15 protein-coding genes are annotated in these 16,129 nt (G+C 32.3%); 13 read left to right on the top strand and 2 right to left on the bottom strand.

Annotation, left to right across the window (positions count from 1 at the left end; genetic code table 11):
• Positions 1 to 4 precede the first annotated feature (4 nt).
• The 13 genes from HF078_RS10675 to HF078_RS21195 all read left to right on the top strand — a co-directional run bounded on the left by HF078_RS10675 (position 5) and on the right by HF078_RS21195 (position 14,248).
• Positions 5 to 1,378 (top strand): ATP-binding protein, encoded by a 1,374-nt coding sequence (locus HF078_RS10675; RefSeq protein WP_169291136.1) that lies wholly within the window; start codon positions 5 to 7, stop codon positions 1,376 to 1,378.
• Positions 1,379 to 1,396: 18 nt separating this feature from the next.
• The gene (locus HF078_RS10670; RefSeq protein ID WP_169291135.1) at positions 1,397 to 2,671 is read left to right on the top strand and encodes a type III PLP-dependent enzyme; all 1,275 of its coding nucleotides are present in this window, start codon (positions 1,397 to 1,399) and stop codon (positions 2,669 to 2,671) included.
• A 19-nt stretch (positions 2,672 to 2,690) separates the two neighbouring features.
• A complete protein-coding gene (locus tag HF078_RS10665; RefSeq protein WP_205831582.1) occupies positions 2,691 to 2,954 on the top strand; it encodes a phosphopantetheine-binding protein in 264 nt (87 codons plus the stop codon).
• 112 nt (positions 2,955 to 3,066) lie between these two features.
• Positions 3,067 to 3,756, top strand: coding sequence for a hypothetical protein (locus tag HF078_RS10660; RefSeq protein WP_169291133.1), 690 nt, complete (start codon positions 3,067 to 3,069; stop codon positions 3,754 to 3,756).
• 1 nt (position 3,757) lies between these two features.
• Positions 3,758 to 4,690 (top strand): 3-oxoacyl-[acyl-carrier-protein] synthase III C-terminal domain-containing protein, encoded by a 933-nt coding sequence (locus HF078_RS10655; RefSeq protein WP_169291132.1) that lies wholly within the window; start codon positions 3,758 to 3,760, stop codon positions 4,688 to 4,690.
• Between the two features lie 9 nt (positions 4,691 to 4,699).
• Positions 4,700 to 5,380, top strand: coding sequence for an acyl-CoA dehydrogenase family protein (locus HF078_RS10650; RefSeq protein WP_169291131.1), 681 nt, complete (start codon positions 4,700 to 4,702; stop codon positions 5,378 to 5,380).
• Positions 5,373 to 6,524, top strand: a complete 1,152-nt coding sequence (locus HF078_RS10645) for an acyl-CoA dehydrogenase family protein (RefSeq protein WP_169291130.1) — start codon at positions 5,373 to 5,375, stop codon at positions 6,522 to 6,524. Before HF078_RS10650 ends, HF078_RS10645 begins: the two co-directional genes overlap by 8 nt.
• Positions 6,517 to 7,446: a hypothetical protein gene (locus HF078_RS10640; protein ID WP_169291129.1), complete on the top strand. Its 930-nt coding sequence runs from the start codon at positions 6,517 to 6,519 to the stop codon at positions 7,444 to 7,446. The genes HF078_RS10645 and HF078_RS10640 overlap by 8 nt, the downstream gene beginning before the upstream one ends.
• A 12-nt stretch (positions 7,447 to 7,458) precedes the next feature.
• Positions 7,459 to 8,820 (top strand): MATE family efflux transporter, encoded by a 1,362-nt coding sequence (locus tag HF078_RS10635; protein WP_169291128.1) that lies wholly within the window; start codon positions 7,459 to 7,461, stop codon positions 8,818 to 8,820.
• Between the two features lie 2 nt (positions 8,821 to 8,822).
• Positions 8,823 to 9,899 carry an arginase family protein gene (locus tag HF078_RS10630; RefSeq protein ID WP_169291127.1) on the top strand — a complete coding sequence of 359 codons (1,077 nt, stop codon included), beginning with the start codon at positions 8,823 to 8,825 and terminating at the stop codon, positions 9,897 to 9,899.
• 1 nt (position 9,900) lies between these two features.
• Positions 9,901 to 12,135, top strand: coding sequence for a M16 family metallopeptidase (locus HF078_RS10625; protein WP_169291126.1), 2,235 nt, complete (start codon positions 9,901 to 9,903; stop codon positions 12,133 to 12,135).
• Positions 12,132 to 13,409, top strand: coding sequence for an EF-P 5-aminopentanol modification-associated protein YfmH (gene yfmH, locus HF078_RS10620; RefSeq protein WP_169291125.1), 1,278 nt, complete (start codon positions 12,132 to 12,134; stop codon positions 13,407 to 13,409). The genes HF078_RS10625 and yfmH overlap by 4 nt, the downstream gene beginning before the upstream one ends.
• Positions 13,406 to 14,248 (top strand): DUF4097 family beta strand repeat-containing protein, encoded by an 843-nt coding sequence (locus tag HF078_RS21195; protein WP_169291124.1) that lies wholly within the window; start codon positions 13,406 to 13,408, stop codon positions 14,246 to 14,248. Before yfmH ends, HF078_RS21195 begins: the two co-directional genes overlap by 4 nt.
• A gap of 195 nt (positions 14,249 to 14,443) precedes the next feature.
• Here HF078_RS21195 and HF078_RS10610 read toward each other — a convergent pair whose 3' ends face one another.
• Positions 14,444 to 14,887 (bottom strand): VOC family protein, encoded by a 444-nt coding sequence (locus HF078_RS10610; RefSeq protein WP_169291123.1) that lies wholly within the window; start codon positions 14,885 to 14,887, stop codon positions 14,444 to 14,446.
• A 31-nt stretch (positions 14,888 to 14,918) separates the two neighbouring features.
• Entirely contained in the window at positions 14,919 to 15,818 is a 900-nt protein-coding gene (locus HF078_RS10605) for an alpha/beta fold hydrolase (RefSeq protein WP_169291122.1), read from the bottom strand.
• Positions 15,819 to 16,129 lie beyond the last annotated feature (311 nt).

Genomic DNA, 16,129 nt, shown 5'->3' with positions numbered 1-16,129 from the left:
AAAAGTGCATATTCTTCAAGATAAACTTTATTTCAATCAAGCATTGAAAAGAGGGTTGATTGGAAGTGAAAAAGCTACTTTCATCTTTATTAATAATTTTGAGGTTGAGGAGCATTGGAGTTTTTCTAATGCTATCAAATTGCCAAGCATAACTATTGGTTCCTCAAAAAAGGTTGTTAATAGAATGGAAGAACTAGGAGTTCTATTAGCATCATCAGAAGATGTTGTGATACTTAAAAGACCATTAGATTCTGATTATTACACGTATCTTAAAGAGCAAACGAACATACCTAGAGTTTGGAATATAACTAATAGTGACCCTTTTAAAAATATTACAGAAGATATTTTAAGCTGTAGTGAAACCATTGAAAAGTTAATTAAGTTAGGCAAGAGTGAAAAAAATGTTTTTCTAATGCCCCTTGGGGTTTCGACTCTAGAAGAGAAATTGTCTTTTATTACAGGTATTCCTCTTGCAGCACCAAAATCAGAGGTATTTGAAAAAATCAATAGTAAAGTGTTTAGTAGAAAGCTTAATGAAAAATTAGGTATTAAACAGATTCCCGGTGGAGAATGTGAATCTATCGAGGAATTGCATTCAAACTTCATGCTTTTGGAAGAAGAGCTTTCTAGAGGTGGGAAATTAGTATTAAAAGAATCCATGGGCGTTTCAGGTAAGGGGATTCAAGTAATTAATTCAGTTGATCGGTTTCAAAAAATAGTAAAATTACTAGAAAATAATTCTAAGTCTGATAATGGTTCAATGTCATATGTATTAGAAAAATGGATAGAAAAGAAATGCGATATAAATTATCAACTATTAATCGACAGGGATGGTAGGGTTAACTTCCTAGGATCAAAAGAAAGTATTGTTGAAAAGGGAATACATAGAGGCCATATAATACCATCACGATTAACAGCAGAGCAAAACGAGTATCTCTATACAACAGGAAATCTTATTGGAAAACAATTATACAAATCTGGGTACTTTGGGATAGTGGGAATAGATGCAATTTTAGATACAAATAATATAATCTGGCCAAATTTAGAGATTAATGCGCGTCTTAATATGTCTACTTATCAAAACCGTATTCAAGAAGAGTGGATTAGCAATGATAGGATGGCATTAGCTAAACATTATGAAATTAAGAAAAAGAATATAATGCCATTTTTAGAGATAAAAAACAAATTAGGGAATTTAGTATTTTCTATTAAGAAAAGAGAAGGATTATTAATAAATAATTTTGCGACTGTTAACGCGGGGTTCACCGAAAATGGTACACCTTTTAAAGGTAGGTTATACGGGATAATTATAGGACAGGACATGGATTCTATCAACAATATGGATAAGCAAATTGAAAGTATTTTAAATAAGGTATAGATTCTGGAGGGCTTTGATATGGATTTTCAAATGCAAGGAATTTCTGTTAAGGATGTTGCGAAAGAATATGGAACTCCATTCTATTGGTATGATAGTGAAGTTCTCAAAACGACTTACAACGACTTGAAAACTTATATGCCTGAAGAAATAGAGTTGTTTTACTCACTTAAAGCTAATCCTAATATTACTATTTATAATTACTTGAAATCTTTAGGTGCGAAGGCGGAGGTATCTTCATTAGCAGAGTTAAAAACAGTTTTATTATCTGGAACAAATCCAGCTGATATAATTTTTTTAGGTCCTGGGAAGAGTGAAGAAGAAATTAAGTGCTGTATTGAAAACTCTATCTATGCAATTGTGTGTGAATCCATACAGGAACTACAATTAATAAATGATATTTCGATAGAGTTTAACAAGAAAACGAGTGTTGCATTAAGAATAAATCCTAGTTTTATTACTAAAGGATCTAAATTAACTATGGGTGGAAAACCTCGGCAATTTGGAATAGATGAAGAATTTATTCTAAGTGATTCCAATTCATTCAAGGGCTTATCTAATATTGACATAATTGGTATTCATGTATATATGGGTACTCGAATTTTAGAACATAGTGAGATTTATCAAAACACAGTTAACATATTACAATTGTCCCAGTTAATAAGTTCAAAACTAGGTTTTAATTTACAGTTTGTTGACATAGGAGGGGGTTTAGGAGTTCCATATTTTGAGAAAGAAAAAGAATTAGATCTTCCAAAGCTTGGGGAAACTCTCCATACTGTCATAAAGGAGTTTAAAAACAAGTTTCCTTACACAAGAATATTTATGGAATTAGGGAGATATTTAGTTGCTAAATCAGGAATATTTGTTTCTAAAGTTAGATATCTGAAGGAATCTAGGGGTGAACTCTTTGCAATTACCGATGGAGGGACAAATTGTCATATGGCGGCAGTTGGGATTAGTTCATTTGTTAAGCGGAATTTTCCAATGAAAAATTTATGTAACTTAGATGGCGTTGACAAACATTTATATAATGTAGCTGGACCTTTATGCACACCTAACGACTTAGTAGGTAAGCTTGTTGAATTGCCAACAGTGTCGGTAGGAGACTTTATCGGTGTGTTTAATTCAGGCGCATATGGACCTAGTGCCTCCCCGGTTTTGTTTTTAAGTCACGGCTATCCGGCTGAGATATTAATGCATAACAGTAAATCATATTTAATTAGAAATAGAGATAATGCTAATGATATTTTAGGAAAACAAACTCTGTATGATTTAGTTCCAGAAAAAGTATAATTTAATGGAGGTTTTTATTATGGAAAAGATATATCAAGTTATCGAAGAGTCGCTAAAGGAGGTCCTTAATATTTCTTCAGAAGTGAAAATCACACCGGAAACGACTTTAGAGTCACTAAATTTAGATTCTACTTCAATTTTAGAACTTTTAATGTTATTAGAAGATAATATAGATAATCTTGAAATTAATCCAGAAGATTTAGAACCGGAGTACTTTGAGACAGTAGGAACCGTTGCAAAGTATATTCTAAACAATACAAAACTGATTGCCCATGAAGTGTAAACTATATATTAACAAAATAGTAGGTAAGACATTCACTAAGAAATCTTCTTATATCCGAAACAACATTAATATTCAGTTTCAAAAAGATTTAGCAAAATCTTATGGTCTTGTAATGGAAGAAAAGCTATTAGAAGAAGGTAGAAACTTGTCTTTTAGCTATATGTGCTCACAAGTGATTGACCCTATAAAGGATTTAGTAGAAGACATTGATTTATTAGTAATTGCACACTGTACACCAAATATTGATCCTGCTGTTTCGACAGTAAATAATCTAATTGAAAAGTATTCTCTTAAGGCAAAAGGTTTTGCTATTTCGGATATAGGAATTATAGCTCCATTTATAGCAATAAAATCAATAAATGATTCTTTTATTTCAGGTAAAAGTAAAAAAGCACTCCTACTTATTGTAGACCAATCAACTTTACCCTATAAAGTATCTGGATTAAAACAAATTGTTGATTCATCAATAGCTTGTATTTTGGAATCAGACAGCAAACCGGGGTCCCTAGGGTTGAAGTCTTGGTCGAATGGAGATTTATCTCAAAAAGCTAACGAATTGATTAAACATACTGAAAAACGAAGTTTAATTTTAAGAAGTTCTATAAAACTTAATCACTTCCGTTTATCAAATGAAAACTGGGATAGCATTGCTTCATCTTCAAGTGGTTATCTTTGTACAGAGCTCTTCTTTGAATTGTCAAAATATATAGAAAAAAACAGGATTTCCTCAGAAATTATTTTAATAGATGGGGAAGAAAAGGATAACTTGTATAAAATGTCATTCATACAAGTCGGTGAATAGAATGAAAATAGGATTAACTAATATAACATCGTATATTCCAGAAAATCGTATGCAAATCGAAGAAATACTTGAACTCGGGGAATTTGAAAGAAAAGAAGCTTTATTATTAAGGCGTGTCTATGGAATTAATCAAGTACCTATTGTCGAGTACAATCAACGGTTGGAGGAAACATTGAAAAATGTAGTTTCAAAAATTCCAGATCTAGAGAATATTGGAATAGATTTCATACTATATGGTCATTCTGTAACTGCTCAAGTTCCTCATGATTATAATTTATTTAGGAAAGTGTTTGAACCCTTAGGGTTGGGTGGTGTAAGCGCCATGGGGGTTTCTCAATTTGCATGTGCCTCATCGTTTTTCGCCCTGCAGTTAGCAGAAATTATGTTAAAAAAGAGGGAAGACATTAGTAAAATCTTATTACTATTAGGTGATCAAACTAATATGTTATCTCAAGGGAGATATATTAAGCGTTCAACCGTAATAGGTGATGCCGCTTCTGCAGTTATCATTGAAAAGAATACTCCAGATAATCAATTGCTGGCTTTGAGTGTTTTAAAGGATACAAGATTTTGTGAGGGGTATTATGCAACAGCAGAACAAATGGCAAAATTTAATGAAGGATATGTTCCATTTATCATTAATGCAATTAGTGAAGTATTAAAAAAAGCAAATATTTCCCTGAAGGATGTTGATTATATCCTTCCCCATAATGTAAATAAAGTGACTTGGAAGTCATTTGTTAAATATACCAATTATCCATTTGAACGTGTAATTTTAGATCTATTATCAGATATTGGTCATACATATACATCGGATTCTTTTCTTATTCTTGATTATCTAATTAAGCAAAGACGTTTAAAAAAAGGTGATAAATTTTTGATGATAAGTGTAGGCATTGGAAGTTTTATAGGAGTTGCACTTTTTCAACATTAGGGGGAGAAAATGAAAAATACTCTATTAACAAGTAAATCGGAATATTACATACAAATCTTAAAGTTAATACGGGAAAAAGGTCTCTATGAAGGTTTAAATTGGATCACCCAATCATTAGAGGAGTCTCATACATACTTTTCAAATGGACATTTCTTAATTGACTTAGAAGGAAATCTATTGAATGAAAGGAAAACCCAATTGTTTTTAGAGGAAAATAAAAATATCTTAATTGAAGATAAATATTTATCTAATGAAAAAATTAAGCTGTATAAATTAACTGAAGAACATAAAAGTGAAGGGCAAAATTTAATAATGACCTGTAATGAGTTCAATGAACTTATTGGCATTGTCCGCTTAGGTATAGCCTATTCGTGTATGGAATTATTAAAAGCTCATTTAACTAAACGAACAACAGGTTCTATACCTATGATTCAGAATCAAATGATAAAAGGTGACTTCGCTGAAATACTAGTTAGATTACAAACAGCACTCTCTTACTATATATATGATGATTCTGAGCCAAGCAGCTTTGTTTCTAGCAGATATGTTCATGAAGAAGTCGATAATGTAATGAACATTCTTATAAATCTTGCAGGTGGCCACGGTTTTAAGAGTGATAGCATCGGAAAGTACGTATACTTATCGTTTGCTTTTCTAAATATATTAAGATGGAGAGAAGTAAATGAATAATGTAGATATATTAGAATATGAAAAATTAATGCAAGTATACGCTAATGATTTTCGGAATATTGGCTTAATTATAGATTGCTATCCAGAGAAAATCTACGAATATTTAGGAGAAGAGAGTTTAAACATTCTATCCAGAATGATGATACCTGCGCCTTATAATGATAGTCCTGTAATAATAAATAATAATAAATACTTTGGACTTACTTGTTTAGAGAGAGTGATTGCAGCAGAATGGCTCGCATATGGTGATGTCGGAGTATTACTTGCCAGTCCAGGTCCATCTCTTTCTGGAATTATAATTAATGACTTAGCGAGTGAAGAACATAAAGATAAATATTACTCGAAACTAATTAATAAGCCCACTTGGACTTTTTTTGCATTGTCAGAGCCAAATAAAGGATCGGATGCTAACCTGATGGAAACTAATCTACTTAAAACATCTGCTGATCAATATATACTAAATGGCGAAAAATACTTTATTGGTAACGGTAGTCGAGGCGAAATAGGAGTCGTTTTTGCTCGTTCTAATCAAGGTCCGCTAGGAATTGATATGGTATTGGTTGAAAAGGAGATGGAAGGCTTTACAACTGAAACAATTGACACATTAGGATTAAGAGGAGCAGAATTAAGCCATTTATCATTTAAAGACTGTCTTATTAATAACAATCAAATTATAGGTCAACATATTCGACCGTTTCAACGAGGCATGACGGGAATAATAAATACATTTAATAAAATGAGACCAAGCGTAGCCGCAATGGCATTAGGGGTATCAAGGGCAATATATGATTATATATTAGATAATCGTACTAGTTTCACTTTGGAAGAGAAGATGAAATTGGAAGGATTTAAATTTAAGATTATTACTACTCAACGATTAATCCGGCAGGCTGCAATAAGTATTGATTCAAATCCTAAATTAGGTTATAAAGCTTCTATTTCTAAGATTAATGCTGCTTCACTAGTAAAGTCGTTATCACAAGAGTCCTTGGTAATGCTGGGAGAGGGAGCTCTTTATGAACACCCTTTATTGAATAAGTGGTTTAGGGATTCGTTTGGGTTTGAATTCATGGAGGGAACTTCAAACATTCAGAAACTCAATTTGTTTCAATCATATATGCAAGGGAAGGTTTCTTATGTTTAAGGATAAAGTAAGAAATCTTTTTATTCACTCTTTTAGTTTGAACGTTGTGGATAAAAAATGGTATGTGGAAGATCAAAAAAAGAATAACGATGATTACAAATTTATAGAGCCTATAATTGAAGTCGATTCCTATTATAAAAATATTCCCGAAAACAAGATTGTTACTGAATCCATTCTAATTAACGGAGAAAGAGTTACTAGTGCTACATTGCTAATTGATTGTCTTAATAAAATCAATGTAAATAAGGATTTATTGAAAGCATTAGTATTAGTACAAAGTTTTCCAGACAGACAATCTGGCAATCCACCCTTGGCCAGAATTTTAGAGTTATCCCAATTAAGCCCTAGTTATTATTATGGTATAACTCACTTGGGTTCTGTAGGGTCCCTGGGAGGATTAGAAATAATAGATTTGTTGTTAGAGGAAAATGAAAATGCCACACTACTTGCTACTGAACAATTGATAATAAAGGATAACAGATATCTTAATCATACATTTAATTCTTATGGAGATGCAGCAGTAGGATTGGAGTTATGGAGACAAGAAGGACCTATTGAGATATTAAAATATGGAATGCAAATTCAAAAGAGTGTGTTAAGTAATTTTAATTTAAATACATTAAAATTTGAGATTCAAGAATTAATAAAACAACTAGATCTATACTCTGATTATATCATTCTCCAAAATTTAGATAAAACAATAAGTGATATTGATTTCCCTAATTTATATAGAAGAAAAAACAACATGTTGTCTGATTTCCAAAGTAGTGATGTATGGTACACGCTAGGAGAATTAATTGATGTATATAATCCTATGAAAGGAAAGACAGTTTTACTTGTTGCAATAAATAGGAATCAATCTATAGCATATGTTCATTTAAAGATTCATGACATACCAGAAATTAACTATATTCATTATTAACGGAGTGGTGAGATGTTTAAAAAGTTGGATTATTTAAATGACGGAATTTCCCCCCTAATATATAAGGTCTTTCTACCAATGTTATTAGCATCAACGGTAACAGTAACTACACAAATAGCTAATACATTTTTTATGGGGCATGAAGATAAAGTGGCATTATACATTGTGGGTTTATTTCTACCGATTTCTTTCTTAATGACAGCTTATATTGAAGGGTTCCAAATTTCAAATCAAGTTGCAATTGCGATTGAGAAGGGAAGAAAGAATGAAAAGAAAATATCCTTACTTATTAAAAATTTCCTTTTATATGGCGTTATAGTAAGCACAGTGATTGCCATTGTATTAAGTATAATAGCTCCATGGATTGCAGCTTTCTTTAAGGTTAACGACCTTATAGTCAATGAATTTATTTCCTTCGCAAGATATATGGTTTTTGCCAATATCATAGTAGTATTAAATGCTTTAGCAATGTCAAGCTTAAGAGGCTTTGGTCTAGTTAAAATTTCTAGTTTAATTAGTGTTTTTACGGCTCTTTCAAATATATTACTTGTGTTTTTATTTGTTACATATGCTCAAACTGGAGTTATGAGTATTGTATGGGCCAATTTAATTGTTTCTTTTATATCATTATCTTTAAGTATGTATTATTTGATTAGAAATAAAATTTTAAAATTAGATATTAAAGGATTTGAATTTGAAACTTTAGGATTACAAAAACTAAAATCCATAGGAATTCCTGTAGCGCTATCATATGTCCTTATCTTCGTAAGTACCTTTTTCTTTAATAAAATTGTAAGTCCGTTTGGAGAGGAAGCAATAGCAGGGTTTGGAGTAGCTTATAGAGTGCAGACCATGGTACTGATCGTGGCAATTTCTCTTGGTTCAGCAATTGGAATAATAATTAACCAAAATATAGGTGGTGAACGTTTAGAGAGGGCGTATGATGCATACAAAAAAGGTATTCAGACAGCATTTTATTTATATCTAGGTATAGGAATAGCAGTTTACTTTAGCAGAAATTTCATTTCTTCCATATTAGTAGAATCTAATGAAGTTGCAGAGTTCACAACGGAATACCTGGGTATTGTAGCTCTATCCTACATTATAATGGGGCCAATGTTGACAACTTTATTATTATTAGAACAGCTAGGTAAAGGGTTGCAAGCAGTGGTGCTTAATCTAGCATATTTCATATTAATAATAGCGATTAGTTGGTATTTAACTAGATCGTATCAAAGAATAGAATTTTTTTACGTCACCATAAGTGTGTTAAATGTAATAGGCATATCAGGTATATTTTATGGCTTAGTCGTAATACGTAAAAAACTAGGAGTTTCCAATTTACCAAAAGCAAAATTACAGTTAGGAGGTTGAAAATGAAAGCACTTTATATATTAGATGATTACAAATCTGGACATTTAGGTGCTGATATAGAGTTCTCTGAGTTTTTTGAAGTTGAAAAAAACGAGTCTTTACAAAAGAGAGAGCCTGCAGGGTGTATATTGGAAAAAACACAAGGAGAATTCTTTAATTTTTGTCCTGTTAATGGCCATCCTAGTCCAGAAGTAACAATAATAGGAGCTAGTATTTCTGAAAAATCAGGTAATGCTAATTCTACTGTATGTCATTTTCCTTCTACGCTAAGAAGACTTTCACAAACAAAACCTATATATATAAGGACTGACAACGTTATGACTTCTGGGCTTATTGAATATGGTAATGATAATGTTCTTATGGAGGGGCTTATATTTGAAGATTTGGGGGACTTTACACCAAAAACATTTATTCCAGAAAATATAAAAGATGTCATTCTCCATATAAAAAGACAAGATAGCATCTTATTTTCACTAGGAGGCGATCACTCACTAACATACAGTATTCTAAAAAGTTTTGAAAAAGAGCTTTCGGATCCCGTAGTGTTAATTGTGTTTGATGCACATAGTGACTGTGGAACATCCCCCTATCGAGAAAATGATATTTATCATGCAAATTTTATTAAATTTCTTCTAGAACACGAGAAAATTGCAGCTATCATCCAGATTGGAGTACGCGGGATAAGGTCAGTGGGGCAAATCTATAAGCATCCTAAGTTGATTCAAGTTGCTAGTAGCGACATGTCTCCAGAACTAATAAAAAAAATAATGACTGATGTGAAACAAAAACATCCAGCTGCTTCAGCTTATATATCCTTTGATATCGATTGCCTAGATCCTAGTGATTTTCAATATGTTGATTTTCCAGTCAGTGGTGGAGCTTCTTTATCTACCATACGAAATTGTTTATATAGTGTTTTGTCAAATTGCCCTAGTTTAATAGGGGTGGATTTGGTGGAAGGACAGGGAGTACAAAATGATGAAGATATCCCTAAAAATTATGAAGCAGCCCTTCAAATCCTAATATATTTACTAGATGGGGTTGGCACACATATTAAAGTTAGAAGAGGTGAAGACTAGCATGTTATTAAACATTCAGGACATTACAAATAGAACTTCCTTCGAAAAAGAAGAAATGATATTAGATTATTATCGTAAATTTGGAATACCGATAGAAAAATTCCTTTCTTTAATGAATATTACCATGGAATTAAAGCCAACAACTCAAACCAAGTCTTTAGAAAAAATTTGGTTAGATCATATGGTTTACAACAACCATATAAATGATATAAGGTTAGATCCAATTCTAGATAATCACTGGGATGAAATTATTGGTAAAGAGTATATATCTGAGATATTAAACGAAGGAGGTGCCTTTTTAACTTGGCACTATGGTGATTATCGCCATAATTTAAATCCAATAATAAAGGAACTGCGGGATAATATAAGTAATCATGAAAAAAAGTTTAGTGTAGTAGTAGACAGGGATTCATTTAATGCTGAAAACTTATTAAATGGGTGGAATGATACGAGAAGACATGCAGGCGTTAACCTTTTAGTTTCTGAATCGAATTTGATAGGGGTTAAACTGCATTACTTACTAAAGAAAAAAAATTCCTTTTTATTGTTTCTTGATGGAAATAGTGGATTTAATGAAGACGCTTATGACCTTGAAACATCTCTAGTAACTTCAAAAATAAGGGTAAGAAGCGGTATCTTTAGAATATTAGAACAGACACACAAAAAAATATGCGTTATTATTACCAGTCAAACTCCGGAAGGAAAGAAAAGAATCCATTTCCATGAACCTTTTTATGTAGAAAATAATAAAATACAAGAAGCTTGTAATAAAACTTTTCAAATCTTTAATAAAGCATTATTAGACCAACCAGAACTATGGAGACTTTGGGATCGGCATCATAATCAGGTAATATCCTGGCACCGAAGTATAGAAGAAGATAAAGCAGATATGCGTTTTGATTGGAAAACAAAGAGGGATATAGGTTCTTCAACCTTAGGACTGGATGTTGCAAATGCAAAACTTTATCTTTTGGAAGAAGAGACAGCTTCTTTCTTAACTGAATCTATTGGAAACATCAGTGCTCATGTTCAAGACAACAAAAAATTTAGAAATACTACTATTACGGTAAATTTATTATTGCCTATTAGTTTGCAGAAGGTTTCTTCTGTTGCTTTATTACAATCAGTATTGATACCGTCTGATCTTCAAATGAAACTTGAAGATTTATATGGTGGTGAATTCAATATTAGTATTAATAGAAAAGGTGATTTACAGGTTTTAGAACTAAAACTGTTATTTCCCTACAATAAAAATTACACACAGTTCGAATTACTTGACGAAGCTTTCACATTTCTATCTGACGTACTATACTCCCCACTAAGAGATAAAGGCTTTAGTGCTGAAAAAGTGCATAGGGGGATAGAAGTGCTAAAAAATACTATCCATGAATCGGAAGCAAGTATTGAATATTTTGTCCAGGAGATGTGTTTAAGGGCAATGACATCTGGTGAGCCATTTAGTATACCTGTGTACGGAATTTTGGAAGAAATTAAAAATATAACCACAGAAAAGCTTTACAAAGTATATTTAGATATTTTGGAGAATTCCTCGATACATGTACATGTAATAGGGAATATCGACGAAAAGGAAAAGGTCATAAAAAGAATCTTTAAAAACCTAGGTAACAATAATGGGAAAAGTCCAAACTTGCCTCAAAATATGACTTCTCCACAAAATAAACTAATCCAAGTAGTAGAAAAGAATGTCCAAACAGCACAAGGTCGGTTGGTAATTGGTTTTAAAACACAAACCAATTTCACCTCTAAACACTATTTATCTTTAATGGTTTTCAATGCTATTTTTGGAAACTCGCCAAACTCTAGATTACATAAAAAAATAAGGAGTGAAAGAGGGCTTACATATTTTTTAAGCTCAGAAATAGAACATTACAAAGGAATATTATTAATAAACATAGCTCTTAATGAGGAACATTACGAAGAAGTAATAAATATAGTTAATGAAGAACTTCAACAATTAAAAGAAGGGGAAATAGTAAAATCTGAAGTGAGCTCGGCTATAAATCTTATAAAACATTACATCATAACCGGCTTAGATATGATGTCAACTATAATTGATATCCATTTAGACGGAGAAATACTTAATTATCATTACGATGAAAAAGAGATATTGAACACTCTAGACCAAATTACAGTAGAGGACATAATTAATTTAGCAAACAAATTAAAACTAGATACTATATTTAAAACAAAAAGTAAGAAAGAGGCTTTATTATGAAGCAATATATAAATAAAGACTTAGGCATATCTTTGTACAAAGAAAAATTGCAAAACGGCTTAGAGGTGCACATATTACCAAAAGAAGACTCCTCTCAAACGATGGGTGTGTTAAGTGTTAACTTTGGAGGTAATGACAATACTTTTCTTGACAATGAGAATAAGGAAAATAATTTACCATTAGGCACAGCACATTTTTTAGAACATCTACTAATTACGCAAAATGGAGAAAACTCTATTAAAAATACTTTTTTAAATAATGGTGGTTCTGTAGGGGCATTTACAGACTATAAATCAACTAACTTCATTTTCTCATTTGCAAATAATATAAGTGTTTTTATAGAAAAATTATTGTCTTCACTTTATATTCCAGAATTCACTTTGAAAGATATCGAAATTGAAAAAAAAATAATATTAGAAGAACTTTTATTGTACGAAGATAAGAAAGATTGGTTAATTTTCAACAGCTTAATGAAGCAAATGTACCCTGATTCCCCCATATCGGAAGATGTAGCTGGAACTATAGATAGTATAAAACTACTTAACAAAAAAATACTAGATGAAGCACATAGTTCTTATTATATACCAAATAACATGAAATTGGTTGTGGTAGGAGATGTTAATCCATTTGATTTTTCGGATTTAATAAATAGAACTTTTAAAAAAATGGATTATTTGTCACCCCCAAGGAATACGATAACTAGAGTTTATAAAAAACCTGCTTATTTGGAATCTAAATTCCCATATGAAAATATGCATAAGCAGGCGGTGCAATTTTTAATTGGGGTAAGGGAAACTAATTACACAAATGATATTAGTACTTTACTCAGTACGCGTGTAGGATTAGATATGTATCTAGGGCCGGGATCTGAGATATCTACTAGACTAAAAGAATTGAATTTAGTTAATGATGATTTTGGTTATTCATACACCACAGGTCCAAACTATTCTTTCATTTCTTTAAGTGGGACAAGCAATCAAATCCATGATTTAAAAGAAAATATTATAACTGTAATAAATGATGTGCTCAAAAAGGAACCAGAGGATATAAACTTTCATCGAACTATAAAAAAAGCTATAGGAAATAAATTGTTATTATTAGATTCAATTAACAAGTTTACAATTTCTTATACAAATGACTTAATGGATGGAATGAATTTTTTTGAAATATTGGAAATGCTGTTAAAATTAGAATCAAGTTGTGTTCAAAATAGAATGAGAGATTTATTTAATAAAAATGATAATATTTATTTCGAGTATAATCTTAAGGAGTGAGCAAAATTTATAAGTTAATTCTAAGTTCAATTGTCGGATTACTGGCAATATTCATTATATTTATTGTTTATAGAGCAATCCCTGCATTAAGTAATATAGATAGTTATAAACCTTTTGAATTTAATTATTCTAATGAAGTAACGGACTTTAAGGGCAATAAAATGGATATTAAGGCATCTAAAAGTGATTTAGTGATTGAGGGGATCGACGGGGACAATATTATCTTGGAAGGAACAGTTATAATTAAAGCAAAGAATAAAGCCGAAGCAGAAGAACTATATAATAATTGTTGCAACTTTAAATTGAAAAATGATAAAGTACTGCTAACAATGGAAGACTTTAAAAAGAATGGTATAGTTACCACCAGTTCGTCCTTAAATTTAAGAGTTCCGAAACAAGTTAAAGTTAGTGTTAACGTAGAATCAGGAGATATTAAGGCTAAACATTTAGACCAAGGACTATTTTTAAATGTAAAAAAAGGAGATTTAACTGTTAAAGATATTGAGGGTCTTATGGAGTGGGACATTACTAGTGGTAACATAAATGCAGACCGTTTAAATGGAAAGTTATCTTTAACAGCAGTGGATTCAAATATAACTTTAAACGAACTATCTGTAACAAGTGAAAGTGAAATTTCATTAAAAAATGGTAATATTGAGATTACTATGAACGAAGAAAATCCAATAAATGTTCTAGCAAAAACTGTGGTAGGAAAAATAGGTGGTAACAGGACATGGACATTAGGAAATAGTAGCTATTATGAATCAAATACGGACTCTAATGCTGTGAAGCTTATTTTAGATAATATACACGGCAATATTACTGTAGATAACTTTTAGTTGCAATCCTTCAGTGGGTAAGAAGTTAAACCAATCTTAATATTAGAACAAGAAATAAACCTAAATAAAGACAACATTCTAGTTTTGTTAGCGAAAAAGTGCACATGAGATAAGTAAATTCTTAATATAAAAGAATTGCAAAATTAAATAAAATCAATATTTTACTTGAGCTACAGGGCAGCACCTGTAGCTTATTCACATGTCTTCAATGACCAACATATTCGATTCATCAAACTCCCAAAACTCTCCGTATGCAACTTCCCAATAGTAACCGTCAAGATCGGTGAAGTACCCGCTATAGCCACCCCAGTCCGTTTTCTGCGGCTTTTTCTGAATGGTCGCTCCTGCTAACTCTGCTTTCTTCATGACCTCGTCCACTTCATCTATTGATTTTGTATTATAAGCCAGGGTGATTCCGGGAAACCCTTTTCCAATCTCAGGAGGTTGCTGTTTATTAACGTCTTTCGCTAATTCTTCAACCGGATACAGCGCGATCCTTGTTCCTTCATTTTTAAAGAAGATAATGGCTGGAGCGGATTCCGGTCCTCTGATGGACGTGTCAAAGCCTAGGTCCTTGTAAAACTTATGTGCCTTCATGATGTCCTTTGTGCCGAGTGTAATGATATTTAAACGGTTCATGATAGTTCCTCCTTTTTATATGTAGTGTTCCTTACTGACTAGGAACTGCTTCTAATACAAAGTTTACCACTTCGTCCCGATACTTTTGCGGCTCCTCTAATCGGGGAAAGTGAGCATTGTGTTCAAATACAACCGTTTTACTTGCGGGAGCGTTCTCTATGAAATATTTTTTCTGGTGCTCGCATAAGACTGGATCAAACTCTCCATGTAAAAGTAGGGAAGGCTGATTTACCAATGGGATGAGGGGAAGCTGGCTTTCAAACATCATGCCTTCTTCCTCAAGCTTTTGGGTGTATTTTTGCGAGCGTCCCCATAATTCAGACGGAAGTTGGGCCTTTTCATAGATGCTATTTAACTCATAAGGCTCGAATGATTTTAGATAGATTGAATCCTTTTTCTCTTCTCCTAATTCCTGATAAACCTTACCTATCGCATTCCAAAGCTCTTTGGTAGTATAGGAATCCTGTTGGATGTAGCGGTTATACTCGTGATTAGGACCCAATAGTAGGAGGGCACGTTTAATCATGGATTTACTAGATAACCCTAAATCAAAAGTTGGCGCCTCATAGATTATCTTTTTCACAGAATGAGGAAGTTCATGTGTATACTTTAGTGCAATAAAACCACCAAAGGAATGACCTAGGACAGTCCATGATTGAATGCCTAATTGCTCCCTTAAAGCCTCGCAATCTGCAATAATTTCATCTAAACCAATATCCGTACCTTCCTTGATAGGGTCAGAACGAAGTACACCTCGCTGATCAAGTGCAATGATTCTAAGCTTTTCCCCTAACAATTTTGCCTGTTCATAACAAAAATCAAGGCAGTTAGCACCAGGCCCACCGTGCAAATACAACAAGGCCACCTCATTATTTTCCCCAAACTCCTCCACATATAGATTCGTACCGCGAATATGTACTAACTCCCCCACAAGGCCAACTCCCTAATCTCAAAAATAGCTACAAAGTAAATTATTCTATAGGGACAGGGAAAACCCTTTTTGGGTTGCCGGGACAGGCACGCTGGCCCGTTTCTCCTTTAAAGTTTAATAATGTTCTTTTCCTATATAAGTTAGGTTTGAGGGGTATGATCCTCAAGCCTTTGTTGGTTTGTTATCCATTTTAACGGAGATTAATTTTTCATAGAACTGTAAAAATGAAAAGACATGCCCATGCGGCATGTCTCCTTCTCAATATATGATTCGCTATATATAGCTTTAAATATAGCTTTAAATTTATCGTT

The organism is Bacillus sp. RO2, from assembly GCF_012911845.1.
In the GTDB taxonomy this organism is placed as follows: domain Bacteria; phylum Bacillota; class Bacilli; order Bacillales; family Bacillaceae_I; genus Sutcliffiella_A.
The sequence above is the reverse complement of the archived record's forward strand: the minus strand, read 5'-3'. Positions and strand labels throughout refer to the sequence as shown.